The sequence below is a fragment of the Cupriavidus sp. H39 genome, from assembly GCF_050271075.1.
GTDB lineage: Bacteria > Pseudomonadota > Gammaproteobacteria > Burkholderiales > Burkholderiaceae > Cupriavidus > Cupriavidus necator_B.
Map to the genome: position 1 here is coordinate 1,820,087 of NZ_CP189848.1, position 22,921 is coordinate 1,843,007.

General features: G+C 68.6%; 18 protein-coding genes and 1 tRNA gene. 9 read left to right on the forward strand and 10 right to left on the reverse strand.

The window, feature by feature from the left end; translation table 11 throughout:
- Position 1: 1 nt before the first annotated feature.
- Positions 2-1,087 carry a maleylacetate reductase gene (locus ACOCMH_RS23905; RefSeq protein ID WP_427309287.1) on the reverse strand — a complete coding sequence of 362 codons (1,086 nt, stop codon included), beginning with the start codon at positions 1,085-1,087 and terminating at the stop codon, positions 2-4.
- A 12-nt stretch (positions 1,088-1,099) separates the two neighbouring features.
- Positions 1,100-2,104 (reverse strand): tripartite tricarboxylate transporter substrate binding protein, encoded by a 1,005-nt coding sequence (locus ACOCMH_RS23910; RefSeq protein WP_427309289.1) that lies wholly within the window; start codon positions 2,102-2,104, stop codon positions 1,100-1,102.
- A 162-nt stretch (positions 2,105-2,266) separates the two neighbouring features.
- On the opposite strand from ACOCMH_RS23910, the gene ACOCMH_RS23915 reads away from it, so the two are divergent.
- Positions 2,267-3,205 (forward strand): LysR substrate-binding domain-containing protein, encoded by a 939-nt coding sequence (locus ACOCMH_RS23915; RefSeq protein WP_427309291.1) that lies wholly within the window; start codon positions 2,267-2,269, stop codon positions 3,203-3,205.
- A gap of 73 nt (positions 3,206-3,278) precedes the next feature.
- Here the strand turns inward: ACOCMH_RS23915 and ACOCMH_RS23920 are convergent, their stop codons facing one another.
- On the reverse strand, positions 3,279-4,187 hold the full coding sequence (locus tag ACOCMH_RS23920; protein WP_427309293.1) for a LysR family transcriptional regulator: 909 nt from the start codon (positions 4,185-4,187) through the stop codon (positions 3,279-3,281).
- A gap of 128 nt (positions 4,188-4,315) precedes the next feature.
- Between ACOCMH_RS23920 and ACOCMH_RS23925 the strand changes: the two genes are divergently transcribed.
- Genes ACOCMH_RS23925 through ACOCMH_RS23945 form a run of 5 tightly spaced genes read left to right on the forward strand, consistent with a single transcriptional unit; the run spans position 4,316 to position 10,515 of the window.
- Positions 4,316-5,329, forward strand: coding sequence for a Bug family tripartite tricarboxylate transporter substrate binding protein (locus tag ACOCMH_RS23925; RefSeq protein ID WP_427309295.1), 1,014 nt, complete (start codon positions 4,316-4,318; stop codon positions 5,327-5,329).
- Positions 5,322-7,445 carry an acetate--CoA ligase family protein gene (locus ACOCMH_RS23930; protein WP_427309297.1) on the forward strand — a complete coding sequence of 708 codons (2,124 nt, stop codon included), beginning with the start codon at positions 5,322-5,324 and terminating at the stop codon, positions 7,443-7,445. The genes ACOCMH_RS23925 and ACOCMH_RS23930 overlap by 8 nt, the downstream gene beginning before the upstream one ends.
- A 13-nt stretch (positions 7,446-7,458) precedes the next feature.
- Complete coding sequence (locus tag ACOCMH_RS23935; RefSeq protein ID WP_427309298.1) at positions 7,459-8,238, forward strand: enoyl-CoA hydratase/isomerase family protein; 780 nt, start codon at positions 7,459-7,461, stop codon at positions 8,236-8,238.
- Positions 8,235-9,650 (forward strand): aldehyde dehydrogenase family protein, encoded by a 1,416-nt coding sequence (locus ACOCMH_RS23940; RefSeq protein ID WP_427309300.1) that lies wholly within the window; start codon positions 8,235-8,237, stop codon positions 9,648-9,650. The genes ACOCMH_RS23935 and ACOCMH_RS23940 overlap by 4 nt, the downstream gene beginning before the upstream one ends.
- A gap of 43 nt (positions 9,651-9,693) precedes the next feature.
- Positions 9,694-10,515 carry an enoyl-CoA hydratase gene (locus tag ACOCMH_RS23945; RefSeq protein WP_427309302.1) on the forward strand — a complete coding sequence of 274 codons (822 nt, stop codon included), beginning with the start codon at positions 9,694-9,696 and terminating at the stop codon, positions 10,513-10,515.
- Between the two features lie 143 nt (positions 10,516-10,658).
- On the opposite strand, the gene panP is transcribed toward ACOCMH_RS23945, so the two are convergent.
- Positions 10,659-12,323 (reverse strand): pyridoxal-dependent aspartate 1-decarboxylase PanP, encoded by a 1,665-nt coding sequence (gene panP / locus ACOCMH_RS23950; protein ID WP_427309304.1) that lies wholly within the window; start codon positions 12,321-12,323, stop codon positions 10,659-10,661.
- 214 nt (positions 12,324-12,537) lie between these two features.
- Here panP and ACOCMH_RS23955 point away from each other — a divergent pair.
- Positions 12,538-12,614 (forward strand) — tRNA-Asp (locus tag ACOCMH_RS23955).
- 173 nt (positions 12,615-12,787) lie between these two features.
- Entirely contained in the window at positions 12,788-14,722 is a 1,935-nt protein-coding gene (locus ACOCMH_RS23960) for a SurA N-terminal domain-containing protein (protein ID WP_427309306.1), read from the forward strand.
- Positions 14,723-14,787: 65 nt separating this feature from the next.
- Here ACOCMH_RS23960 and ACOCMH_RS23965 read toward each other — a convergent pair whose 3' ends face one another.
- Positions 14,788-15,489: an arylesterase gene (locus ACOCMH_RS23965; protein WP_427309308.1), complete on the reverse strand. Its 702-nt coding sequence runs from the start codon at positions 15,487-15,489 to the stop codon at positions 14,788-14,790.
- Here ACOCMH_RS23965 and ACOCMH_RS23970 point away from each other — a divergent pair.
- Positions 15,488-16,186: an ABC transporter ATP-binding protein gene (locus tag ACOCMH_RS23970; RefSeq protein WP_427309309.1), complete on the forward strand. Its 699-nt coding sequence runs from the start codon at positions 15,488-15,490 to the stop codon at positions 16,184-16,186. The two genes, ACOCMH_RS23965 and ACOCMH_RS23970, sit on opposite strands and share 2 nt — an antisense overlap.
- Positions 16,187-16,189: 3 nt before the next feature.
- Here ACOCMH_RS23970 and pgi read toward each other — a convergent pair whose 3' ends face one another.
- The 5 genes from pgi to ACOCMH_RS23995 form a co-directional block, all read right to left on the reverse strand.
- Positions 16,190-17,833: a glucose-6-phosphate isomerase gene (gene pgi / locus ACOCMH_RS23975; RefSeq protein WP_427309311.1), complete on the reverse strand. Its 1,644-nt coding sequence runs from the start codon at positions 17,831-17,833 to the stop codon at positions 16,190-16,192.
- A gap of 218 nt (positions 17,834-18,051) precedes the next feature.
- Positions 18,052-19,641 carry an NAD(P)H-hydrate dehydratase gene (locus tag ACOCMH_RS23980; protein ID WP_427309313.1) on the reverse strand — a complete coding sequence of 530 codons (1,590 nt, stop codon included), beginning with the start codon at positions 19,639-19,641 and terminating at the stop codon, positions 18,052-18,054.
- A gap of 33 nt (positions 19,642-19,674) precedes the next feature.
- Positions 19,675-20,982, reverse strand: coding sequence for a D-amino acid dehydrogenase (locus ACOCMH_RS23985; protein WP_427309314.1), 1,308 nt, complete (start codon positions 20,980-20,982; stop codon positions 19,675-19,677).
- 45 nt (positions 20,983-21,027) lie between these two features.
- On the reverse strand, positions 21,028-22,338 hold the full coding sequence (locus ACOCMH_RS23990) for a TRAP transporter large permease (protein WP_427309316.1): 1,311 nt from the start codon (positions 22,336-22,338) through the stop codon (positions 21,028-21,030).
- A complete protein-coding gene (locus ACOCMH_RS23995; protein WP_427309318.1) occupies positions 22,338-22,889 on the reverse strand; it encodes a TRAP transporter small permease subunit in 552 nt (183 codons plus the stop codon). Before ACOCMH_RS23995 ends, ACOCMH_RS23990 begins: the two co-directional genes overlap by 1 nt.
- Positions 22,890-22,921: the final 32 nt, after the last annotated feature.

The window sequence follows — 22,921 nt, forward strand, 5'->3', positions numbered from 1 at the left end:
CTCATCGCGCCGGCGGCGCGCCGTCAAACGCGTCCTGCAGCAGTTGCCGCAATGCCTTCGCTTCCAGCGGACGGGGGTTCGGGTAGTGGTTCTCCATCGCCAACGCGCAGGCGCGGTCGAGATCCTCCTCGCGCATGCCGATATCGCGCAGCGCCACGGCAGCATCCAACGAAGCAGCCAGGTCGAACACCGCCTGTGGGCCGCTGGCGTCTCGGCGACCCAACGCAGCGGCAATCGCCGCCATCGCCTGGGGTGCCGCGGGCGCGTTGTATGCCAGCGCGTGCGGCAGCACGATCGTGTGCGTCTCGGCATGGGGCAGGTTGTAGCTGCCGCCGAGCGTGTGGCACAGCTTGTGATGCAGGCCAACCGTGGCGCTGCCCAGCACGGCGCCGCAGAGCCAGGCGCCATACAGTGCGTCGCCCCTGGCCGCGCGCAGCTCGGCGCTGTCCCGCTCGCCACCGGCTGTCGCGATCACCGGAAGCGCACGTCCCAACGCCGCGATGCCTTCCCGGCACATCCAGTCGCTGACGGGTGTCCGATCGCCCGCGTACAGCCCTTCGGCGGCGTGGGCAATGGCATTGATGCCGCTGGTCACGCTCATCGCCACCGGCAGGCCGAGGGTCAGGTCCGGATCGTAGACCACCGTGCGCGGCAGCACGCGTGGATCGCGCCCGGTACGCTTCAGGCCGCCTTCGGTCAGGCCATAGATCGGTGTCATCTCCGAGCCGGCGTAGGTCGTCGGGACGGCAAGGATGGGCAAGTCCGATTCGAGGGCGATGGCCTTGCCAAGCCCGATGGTCGAGCCGCCACCAATCGCCACCACGGCATCGGCGCCGAGTTCCGCCGCGCGGGACCGCGCCAGCCGCGCCTGCTCCACCGGCACGTGCATGACCGCGCCGTCGAAGATGCCGGCGCAGCGCGCGCCCAGCACCGCGGCGGCGCGTTCGGCCAGGTCGCGTTGTTGAGGCGTGCAGAGCACCAGCAGCTTGCGGGCGCGCAAGTTGTCGGCCTCGTCGCCAAGCGTTGCGAGTGAGCCGGCCCGGAAAACGATGCGCTGCGGATGGGTCTGGTAGATAAAGGGTTGCATGATGCCGGGCACCTATTCAAGGACGATGTGGCGCGCCTTGATCAGCCGGCCCCAGCGCGCGGATTCTTCCTGGATCAGCTTGTTGGCCTGGGCACCGTCGCCGGCGATGACATCGAAGCCGCCGTCGCTCAGTACCTTGCCGATGGCCGGATCGCGCAGCGTGGCGTTGACCTCGGCGGTGAGCTTGCCAATCACGCTGGACGGCGTGCGCGCCGGCGCAATCATCGCCACCCACGAATAGGCCTCGAAGCCCTTGTAGGACTCGGCCACTGCCGGCACCCCCGGCAGGCGCGCATCGCGCTGGCCGGCCGTCACGGCCAGTGCGCGCAGCTTGCCGGCCTGCACGTAGGGCATCACCAGCGGCAGGCTGGCGATCATCGAATCGACATGGCCACCCAGCAGGTCGTTGATGGCCGGGCCGCCGCCCTTGTACGGGGTATGCGTGCCGCTGGTCCCGGCGGCTTCATGGAACAGTTCGGCCACCAGCTGGTTGGAACTGCCGGCGCCGACCGACGCGTACGACACGCCATCCTTCTTCTTCGCCGCGGCGACATAGTCCTGCAGCGTCTTGTACGGCGAGCTGGCGGGAACGACCAGCACCATCGGCGAGCGGACCATGTACGAGACGCCGGTCAGGTCCTTCTGCGAGACATACGGCAGTTTGGGATAGATATGCGACTCGGTGGCGAAACCATCGAACACCATGCCGATGGTGTAACCGTCCGGCGTGCTGCGCGCGATCTGTGCGGTGCCGATGGTGCCGCCCGCGCCGGCGCGGTTGTCGATCATCACCGGCTGCGCCAGGCGCTTGCGCAGACCCTCCTGGATCTGCCGCGCCACCTTGTCCACGGTGCCGCCGGCGGCATAAGGCACGATCAGCGTGACCGGCTTGGCCGGCCAGGTCTCGGCGCGGGCGCTGGCGGGGGACATCGACACGGCCGTTACCGTGACCAGCGCCGCTGCCGCCAGCCGTGGCAGCGCGAAGCGCCGGATCGTCTTTGCTGCGGTAGTCTCCATCGGGGTCTGCTCCTCTCTGTCATAGGGGATGCCCAGGCAAGCCGCACTTTTGCTTTGTTTGCTAAAAGCCGGCGCGCCGGGATCGGTCACTGGATGTTAGACTGGGCCGCATCGTGCGGGAAGCCGGTTCGCCTGCGCAATGCCTTTGCGGAGATTGCAAAAATGGAGTTCAGCCGATTCGCAGAAAACCTGTCCATCTTCGTCGAGGTCGCCCAGTCCGGCAGCTTCTCGGCGGTAGCCCGCCAGCGCGGCCTCGTGGCCTCCTCGGTGGCGCGGCAGATCGATACGCTTGAGCGCGAACTAGGGGTGCCGCTGTTCACGCGCTCGACCCGGGCGCTGGTCCGCACCGATGCCGGCGAACTGCTGTTCGCGCGCGCCACGCGCATCCTGCATGAGCTGAGCGATACGCGCGATGCCGTGACGGCGCTGGAGCAGGGCGTCAGCGGGCTGATCCGGGTCGCGTGCCTGCCCGCGTTCGGCCGGCGCCACGTGGTGCCGCACCTCGGCGCGCTGTACGCCCAGTACCCGCGGCTGACGGTGGAGCTGGCGCTGACCGAGCGCATCGTCGATCCCGTGGTCGAACGGTTCGATGTCGTGATCCGCGTCGGCCAGCAGGCCGACAGCTCGCTGGTTGCCCGCTGCATCGCCAGCCAGCGCTACATCATCTGCGCGACGCCTGGCTACCTGGCCCTGCATGGTCGTCCGACGCATGCCGACGAGCTCGGCAGACACCGCCTGATCGACCGTGGCCACAGCACCAGCATGCGTGGCTGGCGTGAGCTGCTGACGCCGGCGCACGCCGCCGAGGCGACGTTTGCGCTCGAGTGTGACGACTGCGATGCGCGCCGGCTGTCGGTGCTGCAGGGCCTGGGCATTGCGCTGATGCCCGACTGGTCAGTCGGACCTGATATCGGCGCGGGCAGGCTGTTGGAACTGACGCTTGACGGCCTGCTGCCGCAGGCGCCCGGCGGCATCTACCTGCTCCGCGCCACCCAGCATGCCAGCGCGAAAGTAAAGGCTTTCTGCACCCATCTGACAGCCAGCATGGGCAGTCCTCCGACCTGGCAACAGGCGATGGCTGGGGAAGTCGCGCTGGCGTAAACGGTCCCCGGGGGCCGGCTTTCGCAACCTCCGCAAAATACTGGGCGAGCAGGGACGCCCGTTGCCTTGGACGCTAGGCCTGTCCGCTCCTTGCGACTTCAGGCACCAGGGCATGGAGTCGGGAAAGAACGTGCCGTGCCGCACGGGACAGCGGATGATGCCGCGTGACGCCCATCGCAATGGTCCGTGGCAAGCGCGGCTCGACAATCTCGACTGCCGACAAGCGCCCGGCGGCCACCTCGTGATCCACCGCCAGGAACGGAAGTATGGTCAACGCGCCACCGGCAAGCGCGACCTCCTTCATCGTGTTCAGCGATTCCACTTCCAGTGCCACGTCCAGCGAGATGCCGAGCTGGCGCGCGTGCTGGTCGAGAATCGAGCGCAGCCCATTGGGCGCCGGCGGCAGCACCAGCGGGACGCCGTCGAGCTTGCAGAACGCCACCGTCGGCATCCCGGCGAGTGGATGCCCGGGCGTGCAGATCAGGTAGGTGGCAACCTGGGCGAGCACGTCTTCGCTCTGTCGGGGCCCGGGGCCATAACGGTTGATGACGGCAAGATCGAGATGGCCCGATTCCAGTTCCTCGTCGAGCTGTCCGCTGAAGCCTTCCGCCACGCGCAGCCGGACACTTGGCGCCGTGGTGCGCAGGTCCTCGAACAGCGCCGGAATCAGGCGTGGTGCCATTGACGGCAGCACGCCGATCCTTACCTGGCCAAACGGCACGCCCGCCGCGTCCTTGACTTCGTCGCGCAGCCGCGCCGACTGGGCCAGCAGCAGCTGGACCTGCGGAAAGATCCGCTGGCCAAACTCCGACAGCACCACGCCGCGGCCGGTCCGTTCGAACAGCCGGTCGCCCCATTCGGCTTCGATCTGGGCAATGACGCGGCTCACCAGCGACTGGGCGATGCCCAGCGAGCGCGCCGCGCGTGACAGCGATCCCAATTCGGCCACCAGCGCCACGGTTTCGAGTTGCTTCAGGTTCACGCTGTTCTCTATCCATAAAGTAGATATCAGGTATCGACGATTCTACTCTTTTGCATTGGTCCCGGACTCCATACACTGAGTCCATCCCTCCTGCACAGAGAGGGGCTTACGAAACCAATGGAGACAACATGCCGCGCTTTTCCGCTGCGCTTCGCGCATTCCGGCGGCCGTTATGCGCTGTGCTTGGGGTTGCCGCGGCTGCCGCCGCGACGGCAGCCTTCAGCGCCGCCGCTGCACCCACCAGCTATCCCGCCAAGCCGATCCGCCTGCTGGTGCCGTTCCCGGCCGGCGGCCCCACTGACGCGATGGCGCGGCTGATCGGCCAGCACCTGTCGCAGCAGCTCGGACAGCCCGTGCTGATCGACAACCGCGGCGGCGCCGGCGGCACCATCGCCACGGAGGCCGCGGCGCAGGCGGCTCCCGACGGCTATACGCTGTTCTTTGCCACCACCGGCACCATGGCGATCAACCCCTGGCTCTACCGCTCGCTGAAGGTCGACCCGGTCAAGTCGTTCGATGCCGTGGGCTCGGTGGCCTCCACGGTCAACGTGCTGGTGGTGCCGGACAGCCTGCCGGTCAGCAACGTCAGGGAGTTGCTGGCGCTGGCAAGGCAGAAGCCCGGCACGCTGACCTTCGGCTCGGCCGGCAACGGCAGCTCCAACCACCTTTCGGGCGAACTGTTCAAGTCGATGGCGGGTGTCGACATCGTCCATGTGCCGTACAAGGGGTCGGCGGCGGCCTTCACCGACCTGCTTGGCGGACGCATCTCGATGATGTTCGACACGGTATCGAGCCAGGTGCAATACATCAGCACAGGCAAGGTCAAGGCGCTCGGCGTGACCGGCGCGACGCGTTCGGAGGCGCTGCCCAGGGTGCCGACCATTGCCGAGGCTGGCCTGCCGGGCTTCGACGTAACGATCTGGTTTGGCCTGTCGGCGCCGAAAGGAACCGCGCCCGACGTGATCCGCCGCCTGAACAGCGAACTGCAGGCCGTGCTGGCGCAGGCAGACGTGCGCAAGCAGCTCGCCGCGCTGGGTGCCCGGCCGCTGCCAGGGACGCCGGCCGACTTTTCCAGGCTGATCCAGCATGACGCCGGCAAGTGGTCGCCGGTGGTCAAGGCATCGGGAGCGACCCTTGACTGAGATCTCCGCAACCTTTGGCGCGCTGTTCTCGCCGGCCTCGGTGGCCGTGATCGGCGCCTCGGACAACCCCAACAAGGTGGGCGGACGGCCGATCCACTACCTGCGCACCTTCGGCTACACGGGCGAGGTGTTTCCGGTCAACCCGGGGCGCGAGGTCATCCAGGGCTATCGCGCGTATCCCGATATCGGTGCGATCGGCAAGGCGCCGGATGCCGTGGTGATCGCCGTGTCCGGCGATGCCACGCTTGAGCAGGTGCGTCAGTGCGGCGCTGCTGGCGTGAAGGCGGCCGTCATCATGGCGTCGGGCTTCGCCGAGACCGGCGAGGCAGGACGCCTGCGGCAGCAGGAACTGGTGGCGCTGGCCAATGACAGCGGCATGCGCTTGGTGGGGCCGAACGCGCAAGGCACGGCCAACTTCGCCAGCGGCGCGGTGCTCAATTTCTCGACCATGTTCATGGAGGTGGCGCCTCGGGACGGCCCGATCGCGATCATCAGCCAGAGCGGCGCGGCGAGCGTCATGCCCTATGCCTTGCTGCGCGAGGCCGGCCATGGCGTGCGCTACCTGGTGGCGACCGGCAACGACGCCGATCTAGACGCCTGCGCGATGACCGCGGCGGTGGCTGCGGACCCCGAAGTGCGGCTGATCCTGGTCTACCTAGAATCGGTGTCCGACCCGGCGCAACTGGCCCGCGCGGCCGCGCTGGCCCGGGCGCGTGGCGCCAGCATCGTGCTGCTCAAGGCCGGCAGCAGCGAGCGCGGCGCGAGGGCGGCAGCCTCGCATACCGGTGCGCTGGTCGGCAACGACGCGGCGATCGATGCCTTCCTGGCGCGCCACGGCATCTGGCGTGCACGCGATATCGGCGAGCTGGTCCGCGCCGTGCCCCTCTATCTGCAGCCCTGCACGCCCGGGCAGGGCCGCACGGTCGTGATGAGCCACAGCGGCGCCGTGGGCGTCATGGCGGCCGACCTGGCCGAGCGGCACGACCTGCCGCTGACCGAACTGCAGCCGGCCACGCTGCGCGAACTGGGCGCGATCCTGCCCGAGTTCGGAACCGCCGGCAATCCGCTCGACATGACCGCGGCGCTGCTGGGCAAGGGCGACATGTTCCCGCGCGTGCTCCAGGCGCTGGGCGCCGAGCCGCAGGCCGACATGGTGATGGTCGGCATTCCGGTGGCCGGTCCCGGCTACGACGTCGAGGCGCTGGCGCGCGACGCCGCTGCCTTCAGTTTGCAACAGGGTAAGCCCCTGGTGGCGAGCGCGCCGCAACAGTCGGTGCGCGAGGCCTTCGTGCGACACGGCATGCCGGCCTTCGTCACCGAAGCGGACGCCATTGCAGCCCTGGCGCAGTTTGCCGCGCATCATCGGCTGGCCGACGCGGCAGCCACGCCGCCCTGGCCTGAAGCACGCCAGCTCGACGGCAGTGGCTTGCAGGATGAAGCCGATAGCCTGGCCCTGCTCGCCGAAGCAGGAGTTCCGACCGTGCCGCACCGGCTGTGCGACAGCGTGGATGCGGCGGTGGCGGCGTATGACGCGCTCGGCGGGGTGCCAGTGGTGGTCAAGGGCTGTGCGGCGGAGATCCCGCACAAGAGCGAGCATGGCCTCGTGCATCTCCGGCTCACCGACGCGGCGGGCGTGGCCCGCGCGACGCGGGACTGCATCGATACGCTGCAGCGGCTGGGCGTGGCATCGCCGCGGGTGGTGGTGGCAACGATGGTAAAGGGCCGCCATGAGTTTGCGCTGGGCGTCTCGGTCGATCCGTTGTTCGGGCCGCTGGTCATGATCGGGGAGGGCGGCACGCTGCTTGAACTCCGCAAGGACGTCGTGACCCTGCTGGCGCCATTCACCGCCGGTGACGTCAAGGCGGCCTGCGCGCGGCTGCGCCTGGCGCCGCTCTTTGATGGCTATCGCGACATTCCGGCGCTCGACCTGGAGGCGCTGGCGTCGTCGGCGGTCGCGCTCGGCGACTGGGCATTGCGTCACCGCACCGCGCTGGTTTCGGTCGACATCAACCCGCTGATGGTGCTGGCGGCCGGCGAGGGGGTGATGGCGGTCGATGCCGTGGTGGAACTCAAGGGCAACAGAAGCGCAACAGAGGCGCAACAGAAGCGCAACTGAAGGGGGTTTGAACATGGAATCCGTACGCGTCGAACAGGATCGCGACGTCGCCATCGTCACGCTGAACCGGCCGGCACGCATGAACGCGGTCAACGACGTCCTGCGCGGCGAGCTGATCGAAGCGCTGGGCAGGCTCAATGCCGAACCATCGGTACGCGCCGTGGTGCTGACCGGTGCCGGCGAGCGGGCGTTCTGCGCCGGGCAGGACCTCGATGAGGCGGCCGTGGTGACCTGGCAGCAGCTCGTGCCCTGGCTGAACCGGCAACGGGCGATGTACCAGGCCGTGCGCGACCTGGACAAGCCGTGCGTGGCCGCCGTGCGCGGCGTCGCGGCAGGCGCGGGCTTCCAGCTGGCGCTGTGCGCGGACTGGCGACTGACCACGGCCGACAGCCGTTGGGGACAGCCGGAGGTCAAGGCAGGCCTGGCGAGCATCGTCGGCTCCTATCTGATGACGCTGCACGTGGGGCACACCCATAACGTGCAGATGTCGCTGTCGGGGGAACTGGTCAGTGGCCAGCGCGCCTTCGAAATCGGCCTGGTGACAGCGTTGTGCGGCGGGGCCGAACTGATGACGCAGGCGCTGGCACAGGCCAGGTTGCTCGGGGCGCTGCCGCCGACCGCCGTGCGCCTGTCAAAGCAGCGCTTACGCGCCATGACGCAGCCGGGATTCGACGAGGCCTGTGTCGCCGGCATCCGGGCACAACTTGAATGCTATGCCGACGGCGAACCGCAGCGCGTGATGGCAGCGTTCCTCGATCAACGCAAGAAACGCGAGACAAGGGAGTCGCAGTGAAGCAGTTGACCCAACACTACATAGACGGCGTACGTCGCCCGATACGAAGCGGCGAATCGATCCGCGTCTACGATTCGGCAACCGAAGCCCCGTTGGCCGAGGTCAGCCTGGGCACCACGGACGATGTGGCCGAAGCCGTGGCGGCGGCAGGGCGGGCGCAGCCACACTGGCAGGCACTGAGCGCGGCCGGGCGTGCGCCATACCTGCATGCGCTGGCCGATGCGCTGGAAGGCTGCGCCGCGGAGCTGGCCCACGAGATCTCGCGCGAAGTCGGCATGCCGCTGAAGCTGTCGCGCCGCATCCAGGTCGATGCGCCGATCGCGGCCTGGCGCGCCACGGCCGCGCTGGCCGGCACCTTCGATTTCCTGCGCACCATCGGCAATTCCCGCGTAACGCTGGCCCCGGTCGGCGTGGTTGCCGCCATCACGCCGTGGAACTACCCATTGCACCAGATCACCGCCAAGCTGGCCCCCGCGCTGCTGGCCGGCTGCACGGTGGTGCTGAAGCCGTCCGAACTGGCTCCGGCCGTCACGGAACGGCTGATGGCCGCGTGCGCGCAGGCACAACTGCCGCCGGGCGTGCTCAATCTCGTGCTGGGCGGCGCCGCAGTCGGCGAGGCGTTGGTCTCGCATCCCGGCATCCAGATGGTGTCGTTCACCGGCTCCACCGCCGTGGGCCGCAAGGTCGCGGCGCAGGCGGCCGGCGACATGAAGCGCGTGTCGATGGAACTGGGCGGAAAGTCGGCGGCCGTCGTGCTGCCGGGTGCTGATCTCGCCAGGGCGGTCAGGGCGACGGTGAGTTCCTGTTTCCTCAATTCGGGACAGACCTGCAGCGCCACCACCCGGCTGATCATCGCACGCGAGGATTACCCGCGCTGCCGGCAACTGCTGGCGGAAGTCGCGGCCGCGATGACCCTCGGGGATCCCGCCGATGGCGCAACCCGCGTCGGCCCCTTGCTGTCGGCGCTGCAGCGCCAGCGCGTGCAGGCGCATATCGCCGCGGCGGAACAGGCCGGCTTCGACCGGATCGCCGGCGGGGCCGATGCGCCGGTGCCGGCTACCGGCTATTTCGTCGCTCCGACCATCTACGGCAACGTCGCACCGGACAGCCGGCTGGCGCAGGAGGAAGTCTTCGGGCCGGTGCTGGCGGTGCTGTGCTACGACAGCGTCGACGAAGCCATCGCCCTGGCCAATGGCACCCCCTACGGACTGGCCGCGACGGTGTGGGCGGCCGATGACAGCACCGGCGAAGCGATTGCCAACGCGCTGCGGGCGGGGCAGGTGGACGTCAATGGCGCCCGCTTCAACCCCGCGGCACCGTTTGGCGGCTTCGGCCTGTCCGGCATCGGGCGCGAAGGTGGCGTCCACGGGCTGGAAGAGTTCCTGGAGCCCAGATCCGTCCAGCTGCCTTAGGCAAGACCAGTCAAGACATCAAGATATCGAAAGGAATCGCACTATGGACAGTCAGGTTACCGTTACTCGCGCCGGAAAAAGCGAGCGCATCGCCGTGGTCACCATGAACCGGCCGGACAAGCTCAACGCGCTGACCAAGGTCATGGAGGCCCAGTTGCGCGATGCCATGGAAGCCGTCGATCGCGACGACAACGTGCGCGTGGTGGTGCTGACCGGCGCCGGCAAGGGTTTTTGCGCCGGCATGGACATCGATGAACTGGAAGTGCTGCCCCCGGGCGACATCCGCGCCGCCCAGTGGATGCGCTCGTTCGACATGAACCGGCGCGCCGACTACCAGACCCGCTATGGCTATTTCCCGGCCATGCGCAAGCCTGTGATCGCGGCGGTCAATGGCGCCGCGGCGGGCCTGGGCCTGGTGTTCGCGCTGTACAGCGACATGCGCTTCGCCAGCGCCCGGGCCGTGTTCAGCACGGCGTTCGCGCGCCGGGGGCTGATTGCCGAGCACGGCATCTCGTGGCTGCTGCCGCGCGTGGTCGGCCCCGGCCATGCGGCCGATCTGCTGTATTCGGCGCGCAAGGTGCAGGCCGACGAAGCCCTGCGGATGGGCCTGGTCGACCGCGTCGCCGATGCGGACACGCTCATGGCGACGACGCTCGAATATGCCGACGACCTCGCCGAGAACGTTTCCCCAAGATCCATCCGGGTGATCAAGCGGCAACTGTGGGAGCAACCGTTCCAGTCATTGGCCGAAGCCACGCGGGTTGCCAATGCCGAGATGTTCGACAGCATCCGGAGCGAGGATTTTATAGAAGGGGTTGCCCATTTCATCGAGCGCAGGCCGGCGAGATTCTCCGGCCGTGACTGATTAGTCTGTCCGGGATGTCGTGACCGAGAACTCTTCCATGGCATTGCGCGCACGCATGGCCATCACGGCGTTACGGCGGCGAAGGCTTCAGGCAATGCCGCCTTGTCATGAACGGTGCGGTCGGTCTGCGCGCCCGCAGACCGTCAAGCCTTATGCGGGTCCGGCGACGCCACCAGCGCCATCAGCGGCGCCATGCACGGGCTGGCCGCCGCCAGCGCGCGGTGCTCGTCCAGGATGGACTGGAGAATTGCGGGCGTCGTATCCGGGTTGGCCAGCACCACGCGGAAAACGGCGATCGCGCGGCCACCCCACTGAGCCGATGTCAACTGCGTGCGCGAGATGAACGAGCGGCCGGCATCGCGCTGCATTTCCTGGATGCTGATGGTCAGCGCATCGAGCGCTTCGAGGATTTTCTCGCGCCGGTCTGCCGCAGCCGTGGCCAGCGCGGCACGGACGGTCTGCGGCACATGGCGATAGGTCAGGATGCAAAGCTGCGGGGCGCTGTCGAGCTCGAAATCCGGCTGTTGCGCGATCAGCGAGGCAAAGTAGCGGGCATTGTCGATGCTGCGCTCGATCAACTGCGCCAGCCCTTTGCGACCTAGCAAGTGCAGGTTCGCATAGAGCATGACCGCCGCCGCGCCGCGCGATCCTTCGAGCGTATGGCGCCCCAGGTCGACCGAGCCCTTGCGCACGATATAGTTGGCATGCTGGATGATTTCCTGCGTCCACGCGGGGCTGCGGAACAGCACCATGCCCGCGCCCATCGGCACGTAGAACTGCTTGTGCGCGTCGATGACGACGGAATCGGCACGCTCGATGCCCGCGAAGCGCCAGCGCTCGCGCTCCGACAGCAGCGTTGCGCCGCCCCAGGCGGCATCCACGTGGAAATGGCAGCCGGCCTCTTGCGCAACATCCGCAATCCCATCGAGCGGATCGACCGCGCCGGTCTCGGTGGTCCCTGCAATGCCGACGATCGCCATCGGCCGGATGTTGCGCTGCTGCAGTTCACGCAGGGTGTCGCGCAGCAGGTCGATGCGCATGCGGCCGTCTGCATCGACCCCGACCGGCACCAGATTGTCGCGCCCGATGCCCAGGACATCGGCGGCCTTGCGCAGCGAGTAGTGTCCGCGCTCCGAGACCACGATCGCGAGACCGTCATGGCCGTAATGGCGCAGCGCCGCCGCCAGTCCGGCGCGATGGATGCCGGCGAAGCCGTCACGCGCGCCCAGCAGCTGGTTGCGGCTGGCCCAGAGCGCGGTGAGGTTGGCGACCGTGCCGCCCGAACAGAACGCGCCCAGCGCGTGGTCGGCATCGTGCAGCCATCTCGCATAGAACGCGCGGTCCCCGGCAAAGACCAGCTTGTGCAGCATGCCGATCACCTGGCGTTCCAGCCCCGTCAGCGCGCCCGACGTCTCCAGCTTGACGACGTTCTGGTTCAGCGCCGTGACCACCTTGGCCAGCGAAGGCATGAACGATGGCAGCGACGACGTCATGTGTCCGACGAACGTTGGCGAGGCCACCGGCATCACGTGCCGGAATACGTCGTTGAGCAGATGATCGGCATGCGCCTGCGGCGACGTCGGCGTCTCGGGCAGCTCGACCGACGCGAAGTGCTCTTCCCGCGTGGCGCAGGCGCCGGCCGGATCAAAATGCTCGCCCGCGAAGAAATCAGCCGGGTGCTCGGCGATCAATCGCTCGAGCGATTCGAATGCGCCGAGATCCGCGTCGAACCAGCGCAAGGGGCAGTCGTCGCCGCCGGTCGTGGTTGGTGAGGTCTCCTCGGGGGAGATGTCCGCCTTGATTTGCATCGCCAGATTCAATCCAGTACCGCCATGGTGGCTTCCGGGATTATGCCGGATCCGACGGATGCTAAGGGCGGATAGCCCGCACCTGGCGCGCCAGGCGCGGCGCCATGCAGATCCGGATTCACGCTTCCGGTCTTGCACCGGTGCGTGACTATGCGCTATAGTTCGGCCTCGCTGCAGCAACCGGCACAGCCCGTTTGCAGCAAGCACCGACACAGGAGTGGTAGTTCAGTCGGTTAGAATACCGGCCTGTCACGCCGGGGGTCGCGGGTTCGAGTCCCGTCCACTCCGCCAGTATCAAAAAATGCCCGCGCCAGCGGGCATTTTTCTTTTTCGGAGTGGGAGGAAGTCGCCTGCGCGGTTTGTGCGCCCCGAAGTTTCGCTCTCTGCACAAACGGTGCCTGCCCACCGGCTCCTGCTAGAATCGCGGAGTTTGTCTTTCGTGCCCATCCACTACCCGAATCCGCATGCTTGATTTCGTACGCAACAACCGGCGCCTGATGCTCTTGCTGCTGCTGGTGCTTGTTTTCCCGTCGTTCGTGTTCTTCGGCGTGGAAAGCTATTCGCGCTTCATGGACAGCTCGCACGATGCCGCCAAGGTCGACGGCCGGGCCATCAGCGTGCAGGAGGTCGACAACGTGGTGCGCGACCAGAGCGAGCGCGCGCGCCAGATCCTGGGCGCCAACTATGACCCGCGCCAGTTCGAGGGGCCGGAGGCGCGCAAGGCGGTGCTCGAGCAACTGGTCCAGCAGCGCGTGATGGCCAATGCGGTGGCCAATGAGCACCTGACGGTGTCGGACGCCAAGCTGCTCGAAGAGATCAGCAACCTGCCGGCGATTGCGCAACTGCCGCGCGGCAAGGATGGCAAGATCGACGACAAGGCTTACCTGCAGCTGCTGCAGTCACAGGGCATGACGCCCGAGCAGTTCGATGCGCGCATGCGCTTCGAACTGGCCACGCAGCAGCTGGGCGCGTCGATTGCTGCGACGGCGTTCGTGCCGAAATCGCTGATCGAGCGCCTGATGGCGGTGCGCGACCAGCAGCGCGAGGTGCAGGCGCTGCTGTTCAAGCCGGCTGGCTACACCGCCAAGGTCCAGCCCGACGCCGCCGCGCTGAAGGCCTACTATGACAGCCACCAGCAGGCCTTCTCGGTGCCGGAGCAGGCCCAGGTGGAATACCTGGTGCTGTCGGGCGAGGCCCTGGCCGCGTCGCAGGCGGTGACGCCGGAAGAGCTGAAGTCGTACTACGAAAGCAATCTCGCGCGCTTCCGCGTCGACGAGCAGCGCCGCGCCAGCCATATCCTCATCAGCGCGCCGAAGGATGCGCCGGCCGCCCAGCGCCAGGCCGCCAAGGACAAGGCCACCAAACTGCTGGAAGACCTGCGCAAGCATCCGGAAACCTTTGCCGACGTGGCGCGCAAGAACTCGCAGGACCCTGGCTCGGCCGAGAAGGGCGGCGACCTCGGCTTCATGGGCCGCGGCGCGCTGGTCAAGCCGTTCGAAGACGCCATGTACGCGCTCAAGGAAGGCCAGATCAGCGACGTGGTCGAGACCGACTTCGGCTATCACATCATCAAGCTGACCGGCACCAAGCCCGCGGAAACCAGGCCGCTGGACGCCGTGCGCACCGAGCTGGAAGCCGAGCTGCGCAAGCAGTTCGCCGACAAGAAGTTTGCCGAGCAGGCCGATGCGTTCGGCAACACCGTCTACGAGCAGGCCGACAGCCTCAAGCCTGCCGCCGACAAGTTCAAGCTGACCATCCAGACCGCCGACAATGTCACGCGCCAGCCGAATCCGGCGCTGGGCGCACAGAGCCCGCTGAACAACGAGAAGCTGCTCAAGGCGCTGTTCAGCGACGACGCCATCAAGAACAAGCGCAACACCGAAGCCGTGCAGGTCGCCCCGAACACGCTGGTGGCCGCGCGTATCGTCGCGTACCGCCCGGCGACCGTGCGCAAGTTCGAAGAGGTGGAAGCCAAGGTGCGCGAAGGCTATATCGCGCAGCAGGCGGCGGAACTGGCGCGCAAGGACGGCGAAGCGCGGCTGGCCAAGCTGAAGCAGGCCGACAGTGCTGAAGGCTTTGGCCCGGCGCAGACCGTATCGCGCACCAAGGCCGAGGGCATGGCGCCGCAGGCCGTGGAAGCGGTGATGCGCGCCGATGCCGCCAAGCTGCCGGCGGTGATGGGGGTCGACCTGGGCGCCCAGGGCTATGCGGTCTATCGCATCACCAAGGTCAGCCAGCCGGCGCAGGCCAATTCGGCGCAGCGCCAGGCCGAGGCGCAGCAGCTGGCCCAGCTGGCCGGCCAGACCGACCTGCAGGCCTTCTACGAAAGCCTGAAGGCCCGTTCCAAGGTCAAGATGCTGGCGCCGGCGGGCGCGACGCAGGGGCAAGGCGCCGAGTGATATCCGCCAGCGCGGCGCCGCCGGCGACGCTGGACAAAAACCCCCTGCCACGCGGCAGGGGTTTTTTATGATCCCTTCGCGGCGCCGCGCTTCAGCAATGGCTTGAGCTGCGGCCACACCGTATCGAGCAAGGCCGGCTGTGCCGCGGCGGTGGGATGAATGCGGTCGGGCTGGAACCAGTCCTGCCGCGCGATCACCTGGTCGAGGAAGAAGGGCACCAGCCGCACCTTGTATTCGCCCGCCAGCCTTGGGTACAGCGTGACGAACTTCTCGGTGTAGTCCTGCCCGTAGTTGGGCGGGATGCGCATGCCGATCAGCAAGACGCTTGCGCCGGCCTTCTGTGCCGTGGTGACCAGGTTGCGCAGGTTGGCTTCGGTGGTCTGCAGCGGCAAGCCGCGCAGCGCGTCGTTGGCACCCAGCTCGATCACCACGATGGCGGGCCGGTGGCGCGACAGCAGGTCGGGCAGGCGGGTCTTGCCGCCGATGGTGGTCTCGCCGCTGATGCTGGCATTGACAACGCTATAATCGAAGCGCTCCTGCCGCAGCCGGTCCTGCAGCAGCGTGACCCAGCCCGCGCCGCGCGCGATGCCGTATTCGGCCGACAGGCTGTCGCCCAGCACCAGCAGCGCGGGGGCGGCACTGGCTGGCGCGGTGGCACGGGTCGCACTTTTTGCCGGGGTCTGGGCTTGCCCCGCGGCCGAAATCGCCAGCGCCATGCCGGCTGCCAGCAGCAGCCTGCGCCTTTTCCCTCGGATCCCTATATCCATGTCTTCTTCCATTCTTGCAGTCGAATCCCTCGGAAAGACCGTGGCCGACACGACCGGTTCGCTGACGATTTTGCACGACGTGACCTTTTCCGTCACGCCGGGCGAAACGCTCGCCATCGTGGGGGCGTCCGGATCGGGCAAGTCGACGCTGCTGGGGCTGCTGGCCGGGCTGGATCTGCCCAGCACCGGCACGGTGCGGCTGCAGGGGCAGGACCTGTTCGCGCTGGACGAGGACCAGCGCGCCGCGGTGCGCGGCCGCCATGTCGGCTTCGTGTTCCAGTCGTTCCAGCTAGTGGGCCACCTGACCGCGCTGGAGAACGTGATGCTGCCGCTGGAGCTGCGCGGCGAAACCGCGCAGGTGCGCGAGCGCGCCTTCGACATGCTGCAGCGCGTGGGCCTGGGCGCGCGCCTGGGCCACTACCCGCGCACGCTGTCGGGCGGCGAGCAGCAGCGCGTGGCGCTGGCGCGGGCCTTCGTGGCGCGCCCGGACATCCTGTTTGCCGACGAACCGACCGGCAGCCTCGATACCGCCACCGGTGAAGCGGTGATCGCGCTGATGTTCGAGCTTAACCGCGACGCGGGCTCGACGCTGGTGCTGGTCACGCACGATCGCTCGGTGGCGTCGCGCTGCGGACGCGTGCTGACCATCGACGCCGGCCGCGTGGCCAGCGACGAATGGATTGGCGCCGAGGTCTAGCGGCTAGCTGGCCGCGTCCGCCTTCAGCACCGCGCGGGCGCGCGCAATCAGCGCGGCGGTGGAGGCATCGTGCTGGCCGGTGGCCGTGCCGGCCAGTTCGGCCTCGATCGGCCGGGCCAGGATCTTGCCCAGCTCCACGCCCCACTGGTCGAACGAGTTGATGCGCCACACCACGCCCTGCACGAAGGTGCGGTGCTCATACAGCGCAATCAGCGCGCCCAGCACCTGCGGCGTCAGATCCTCCATCAGCAGCGTATTGCTGGGACGGTTGCCGTCGAACACCATATGCGCGATGCGCACCTCATCCTTCATCCCGCCGGCACGCAGCTCGTCGGCGCTGCGCCCGCGCATCAGCGCCTCGGCCTGCGCGAAGCAATTGGCCAGCAGCTTGGCGTGATGGCCCGGCAGGCGGCGCGGCGGCACCAGCGGCGCGACGAAGTCCACCGGCACGACCTGTGAACCCTGGTGGATCTGCTGGAAATAGGCGTGCTGGCCGTTGGTGCCGGCCGTGCCCCACACCACCGGCGAGGTATGCGTGCGGACGCCTTGCCCGTCGAGCTGCACGGACTTGCCGTTGCTTTCCATCTCCAGTTGCTGCAGGAACGCGGGAAACAGCTCCAGCGAGGTGGAGTAGGGCGCCATGCAGCTGGTGGGCAGGTTCCAGAAGTTGCGGTACCAGATGCCCAGCATGCCGAGGATCACCGGCATGTTGCGCTCCAGCGGCGCGCTGCGGAAATGTTCGTCCATCGCGCGGCCGCCGGCCAGCAGGTCGGCAAAGGCGTCGAAGCCCACCGCCAGCGTGATCGACAGGCCGACCGCAGACCACAGCGAAAAACGTCCGCCGATCCAGTCCCAGAACTCGAACATATTGGCCGGGTCGATGCCGAACTCGCGCACCGCCTCGGTATTGGTCGAGACCGCGACGAAATGCTTGGCGAGGTCCTGCTCGGCCACGCCGCTGGCGACGAACCAGGCGCGCGCGCTGCGCGCGTTGGCCATGGTTTCCAGCGTGGTGAAGGTCTTGGAGCAGACGATCACCAGGGTCCGCTGCGGATCCAGGCGCACCAGGGTCTCGGCCAGGTCGGTGCCGTCGACGTTGGAGACGAAGTGCAGGCGCGGCGCGGCGTTGCCATCCCCGTCGGCCAGGTGCGACAGCGCCCGGCACACCATGCGCGGCCCCAGGTCGGAGCCGCCGATGCCGATGTTGATGACATCGGTGATGCGCTCGCCGGTCGCGCCTTTCCAGGCGCCGCTGCGCACGCGTGCGGAAAAGTCGCGCATGCGCGCCAGCACCTGCTGGATGGCCGGCACGACCGCTTCGCCGTCGACCTTGTAGCCGGCGCCGGCGTCGGCGCGCAAGGCCACGTGCAGGGCCGCGCGGTCTTCGGTGGTGTTGATATGCTCGCCCGCGAACATCGCGTCGCGGCGCCGGGTGACGCCGGCTTCGGCCGCCAGCTGCATCAGCAGGCGCATGGTCTGCGCCGTGATGCGGTTCTTCGAGTAATCCAGATAGAGGCCGGCGGCCTCCAGCGAGCATTGCGCGACGCGCTGCGCGCCTTCGCGATCGAACCACTCGCGCATGGTGGCGTCGCGAAGCGTGTCATGGTGCCGCAGCAGGGCGTTCCAGGCGTGAAGGTCAGTGGGCATGCGGGACTGGCGTGCAGACTAGCGAGGTTGCGGGGCGCGAGCCGCGTAGCGTTGCCGGCTTGCAAGACGGAGCGGTAAGTATATCCCCGGGGCCTGGCGGCACCGAGGCTCGCGGTGGCGTCATATCGTTACCACTTGCAACATAGCAGCCGCGGCGCCGCGCGAGTATCGGTCGTTGTCTGACGGCATGTGCGCCCAGCACGGCGGGCGCCGGCGCGTCACGGGCAGGCAGTGCTCAGCAACTGGTTGAATACGGCGCGTGCCGGCGCATACAGTTCGCTGGCGGTGACGCCGGCCGGGCCGGTGCCCTCGGCGACCAGCACATCGGCGGCACGGCCGTGGATCCACACGGCCGCCTGCGCCGCGGCCAGCGGCGCCATGCCTTGCGCCAGCAGCGCGCCCAGCATGCCGGCCAGCACGTCTCCGGTGCCGGCGCTGGCCAGGGCGGCGTTGCCGGTGGGGTTCAGCGTCCACGGGCTGCCATCGGGCGCGGCGATCACGCTGCCCGATCCCTTCAGCACCACCACGGCCTGCCATTGGGCCGCCAGCGCGGCGGCGGCGGCAAGCCGGTCGCGCTGGATCTCGGCCACCGGCACGCCCATCAGGCGCGCGGCTTCGAGCGGGTGCGGCGTCATCACGGTGGCCGCGCCGCGGGCGGCCAGCGCGCCCGCCAGCGCCGGCTCGGACGCCAGCAGGTTCAGGGCATCGGCGTCCAGCACCAGCGGCAGCGGCGCGGCCTGCAGCAGCCGCGCCAACTGCTGGCGCGCGCCGGCATCGGTGCCCATCCCCGGCCCGATCACCAGCGCCGACATCGACGCCAGCGCCAGCGCGTCGACCGCATGCAGCATCAGTTCCGGATGCAGCGGATCGAGCAGCGGCGCCGGCTGCGCCAGGAAGCCGATATGCACCTTGCCCGCGCCCAGCCATTGCGCGGCGCGGGCGCCGAGCAGCGGCGCGCCTGTCATGCCGAGGTTACCGCCGATGACGGCGAGCGCGCCATGCGTGCCCTTGTTGCTGGCGTGGTGGCGGCGCGGCAGCGCGGTACTGAACAATGCGGGGCCGTTCACCAGGCCTCGGGGCGTGTCGTGCGGGGGATAGTCGAGGCCGATCGGCGCGATGTCGATTTCGCCGGCGCAATCGCGCCCGTCCAGCGTGAGCAGGCCGGGTTTTCCGGCAATGAAGGTCAGCGTGCGGCGCGCGCGCACGGCCGGTGCGCCCGCGCCGGTATCGGCGGACAGGCCGCTGGGAATATCCAGCGCGTACACCGGCAGCGCGCCACGGTTGAGTTGCGCGATCCACCACGCCATGGTGCCGTCGGCGGGGCGGCTCAGCCCGATGCCCAGCAGGCCGTCGATGACCGCGGCGGTGCCGGCGGGCCAGGGCAGGTCATGCGAGGTATCCACCTGCGCCATCACGCTCGACGGCACGCCCGCGGCCTGCGCCTGCTGCCACGCGGTGGCAGCATCGACGGGCAGGCGCTGCGGATCCGCGGCCAGCCATACCTGCACCGCACGGCCGGCGCGGTGCAGATGCGTGGCGGCGACCAGCGCATCGCCGCCGTTATTGCCGGGCCCCGCCAGGAACAGCAGCGCGCCCTCGGGCGCGTGGCAGGCAAGCCAGCGCGCGGCCGTCGCGCCGGCGCGCGACATCAGCGCGAAGGCCGGCAGCTGTGCCAGCGCGGCGTGTTCGATGCGGCGGATCGCGGCCACGTCGTAGAGCGGCACCGGGTCCGGTGCGGCTGCGTCCAGGGCATGCCAGCCTTCCCCTTGGTCAGCGGGCGTGATGACTGCGGCGGCAGAGGAGGTCATGTCGGGTTTTCAGCTCGGGCTTTCAGGTCGGACTTATCTGGCCGGCCCCAGCCCATAGCGATCCGGCAGCAGGCCTTCCATGTCGATGCCGGGACCGCAGCGGCCGGCGCAAGCACCAGCGCTGGCGGCGATCTGGTCAGCCGCAATCTTGCCTGATCCGCAGCTCATCGCCCAGCCCGTCGAGCCATGGCCCAGGTTCAGGAACAGCCCGGGCACCGCGGTGGGGCCGATCAGCGGCGGGCCGTCGGGCAGCATCGGCCGCGCGCCGGCCCATTGCGTGGCCTCCTGGTAGTTGCCGGCCACCGGGAACCAGTCGCGCGCGACCTTGACCAGCGTGTGCAGCGCGGCGGGGCGCAGGTCGAGCCGGCGCGAGCCCAGTTCCGCCGTGCCGGCCACGCGCAGCCGGTTGCCCATGCGCGTCATCGCGACCTTGTACGACTCATCCATCAGCGCCCCCAGCGGTGCCTGCAGTTCGTCGCGGATCATCACCGTCACCGAATAGCCTTTGACCGGATACAGCGGCACGCGCAGGCCCAGCGGGCGCAACAGCGCGGCGCTGTCGGCGCCGGCGGCGACCAGCACGCGGTCGGCACGCAGCACCGGCGCGGCACCCTGGCCGCCGGCGCGTGACAGTTCGATCTCCAGCTTGCCGGCCTGGCCCGGGCGGATGCGCGTCACCGGGGTTTCGAAGCGGAACGACACGCCCGCGGCCTCGGCATGCCGGTGCAGCGCGCGCACGAACATCGGGCAGTTGCCGGATTCGTCTTCGGGCAGATGCAGCCCGCCGGCCAGCGGCGTGCCGGCGGCCAGGCCCGGTTCGATTTGGCGGCATTCCTGCGCGCTGACCAGCCGGTGCGGCACGTTGTTCTCGCGCAGCAGGGCGACGGCGGGCGCGGCCAGGTCCAGGTCGCGCGCGGTGCGGAACAGCTGCAGGTAGCCTTGCGACTGCTCGTAGTCGATCTCCAGTTCGCTGCGCAGCTGGTGCAGGCAAGCGCGGCTGTAGAACGCCAGCCGCTGCATGCGCAGCTTGTTGGCGCGGTAGCGCTCCAGCCGGCATTCGCGCAGCCAGCGCGCGATCCAGCGCCACATGGCCGGATCGGCGGCAGGGCGGAACAGCACCGGTGCTTCGCGCGCAAAGAGCGTGCGCAGGATCTTGCCGGGCATGCCCGGCGCGGCCCATGGCGTGACATAGCCAGGCGCGATCACGCCGGCATTGCCGAAGCTGGCTTCCTGCGCCGGCGCGCCGCGGCGCTCGAGCACGGTCACGTCGAAACCTGCCTGCCGCAGGTACCAGGCGGAACTGACGCCGATCGCGCCGGCGCCGATGACGATCACATGCATCGGTCTGGGAACCTCCGTGCGAGCCCGTTGCGGTGCCTGTCCATGCTATTTGACTTCCTGCTGCATGACCATGTCCGGCAGCCATGTCACCACCTCCGGCCAGATCGTCACGATGGCGATCGCCACCACCATCATCATGAAGAAGGGCAGCGAGACCCGCGCGATGTAATTGCTGTCCTTGCCGGTCATGCTCTGCAGCACGAACAGGTTGAAGCCCACGGGCGGCGTCACCTCGGCAATCTCCACCAGCAGTACGATGAAAATGCCGAACCAGACCAGGTCGAAGCCGGCCGCCTGCACCATCGGCAGCACCGTGGCGGTGGTTAGCGCAATCATCGAGATGCCGTCCAGCGCCGTGCCCAGCACGATGTAGATCACCGTCAGCACCGCGATCAGCGCCCACGGCGACAGCTGCAGCGCCGCCACCCATTCGGCCAGCGCGCGCGGGATGCCGGTAAAGCTCATGGTCACCGACAGGAACGAGGTGGCGCCCAGCACGAACATGATCATCGCGGTCAGACGCGTGGCCGACATCAGGCTGTCCCAGAACGCCGCGCGCGTGAGCGAGCCGCCGGCCCAAGCCAGCGCCAGCGAGGCCACCACGCCATAGGCGGCCGCCTCTGTCGCGGTGGAGTAGCCGGTCACCATGATCCAGGTAATGAAGGCGATCAGCACGATGCACGGCAAAAGCTGCCGGATCGACGCCAGCCGGGCGCGCCAGTTAAAGTGCTCCGAGGCCGGGGTCTTGTCCGGGTTGGCCAGCGCCCAGACCACGATGTAGCCGGAGAACAGCAGCATCAGCAGCAGCCCCGGGAGAAAGCCCGCCAGGAATACGCGGATGATCGACACGTCCGCCGAGACCGCGTACACCACCATCGTGATCGACGGCGGGATCAGGATGCCGAGCGTGCCGGCGCACGACAGCGAGCCCAGCGTGATGCGCTCGTCGTAGCCGCGCCGCGTCAGTTCGGGCAGGGCCGACTTGGCGATGGTGGCGCAGGTGGCCGCCGACGAGCCCGACACCGAGCCGAAGATGCCGCAGCCCAGGATATTGACGTGCATCAGCCGCCCGGGCAGCCAGCTCAGCCATGGCGAGAGCCCGTTGAACATCTGCTCCGACAGCTTGGTGCGGAACAGGATCTCGCCCATCCAGACGAACAGCGGCAGCGAGGCCAGCGTGTACGACGCGCTTGACGACCACCACGCATTGGCCAGGCTGACCAGGGCCTCGCGGTCGGAGAACACCACCAGCCCGACCCACGACGTGACCGCGATGGCCACCGGAATCCACGCGCCGAGCGCGAGGAAGACGATTAGCACCAGCAGCAGGATCAGTGCAACGACGACGGTGCTCATCAGACCGTCTCCCCGAAATCGCCGGCGGCCAGCTTGGCTTCCTGGGCCAGCTGGTAGCGCGGCTTCTGCCGCCGCACCACGCGCAGCCATTCGTCGGCCACCGCCAGCAGGAAGCCCACGCAGCCCAGCACGGCGAAGCTCTGCGGCATCCACAGCGGGATCACGAGCTGGCCCTGCGAGACATCGCCGATGTCCCAGCTCTGCCATGCAAAGGTGCCCAGCGCCCAGGCCGCGTACGCGGCGAACACCAGGCAGATGGTCAGCGAGACCAGCTCCAGCACCCAGCGCCGGCGCGGGCCGACAGCTTCCAGCAGCATCTCCACGCGCACGATGCCGCCGTGCTGGAAGGTCTGGCCGAGCACCAGGAACGCGGAGGCGGCGCACAGCCAGGCGACGATGTCGTCGCCGCCCTTGAAGATCACCGAGGTTTCACGCGACAGCGACATCAGGATCATGATCACGCAGACGGCAAGGATGCATAGCGCGCCGAGCGTGGCGAACAGGTCCAGCAGGCGGTCGAGCCAGCGCTTGGAGGAGGGGGCAGTGGGCATGATGGGCGGCAAGGGAAGGATGGCCTCCCCGC

Coding starts and splice junctions, on each gene's coding strand:
- ACOCMH_RS23905 (WP_427309287.1), bottom strand. CDS start 1,087: ATGCAACCCTTTATCTACCAGACCCATCCGCAGCGCATCGTTTTCCGG.
- ACOCMH_RS23910 (WP_427309289.1), bottom strand. CDS start 2,104: ATGGAGACTACCGCAGCAAAGACGATCCGGCGCTTCGCGCTGCCACGG.
- ACOCMH_RS23915 (WP_427309291.1), top strand. CDS start 2,267: ATGGAGTTCAGCCGATTCGCAGAAAACCTGTCCATCTTCGTCGAGGTC.
- ACOCMH_RS23925 (WP_427309295.1), top strand. CDS start 4,316: ATGCCGCGCTTTTCCGCTGCGCTTCGCGCATTCCGGCGGCCGTTATGC.
- ACOCMH_RS23935 (WP_427309298.1), top strand. CDS start 7,459: ATGGAATCCGTACGCGTCGAACAGGATCGCGACGTCGCCATCGTCACG.
- ACOCMH_RS23945 (WP_427309302.1), top strand. CDS start 9,694: ATGGACAGTCAGGTTACCGTTACTCGCGCCGGAAAAAGCGAGCGCATC.
- panP (WP_427309304.1), bottom strand. CDS start 12,323: ATGCAAATCAAGGCGGACATCTCCCCCGAGGAGACCTCACCAACCACG.
- ACOCMH_RS23960 (WP_427309306.1), top strand. CDS start 12,788: ATGCTTGATTTCGTACGCAACAACCGGCGCCTGATGCTCTTGCTGCTG.
- ACOCMH_RS23970 (WP_427309309.1), top strand. CDS start 15,488: ATGTCTTCTTCCATTCTTGCAGTCGAATCCCTCGGAAAGACCGTGGCC.
- ACOCMH_RS23965 (WP_427309308.1), bottom strand. CDS start 15,489: ATGGATATAGGGATCCGAGGGAAAAGGCGCAGGCTGCTGCTGGCAGCC.
- pgi (WP_427309311.1), bottom strand. CDS start 17,833: ATGCCCACTGACCTTCACGCCTGGAACGCCCTGCTGCGGCACCATGAC.
- ACOCMH_RS23980 (WP_427309313.1), bottom strand. CDS start 19,641: ATGACCTCCTCTGCCGCCGCAGTCATCACGCCCGCTGACCAAGGGGAA.
- ACOCMH_RS23985 (WP_427309314.1), bottom strand. CDS start 20,982: ATGCATGTGATCGTCATCGGCGCCGGCGCGATCGGCGTCAGTTCCGCC.
- ACOCMH_RS23990 (WP_427309316.1), bottom strand. CDS start 22,338: ATGAGCACCGTCGTCGTTGCACTGATCCTGCTGCTGGTGCTAATCGTC.
- ACOCMH_RS23995 (WP_427309318.1), bottom strand. CDS start 22,889: ATGCCCACTGCCCCCTCCTCCAAGCGCTGGCTCGACCGCCTGCTGGAC.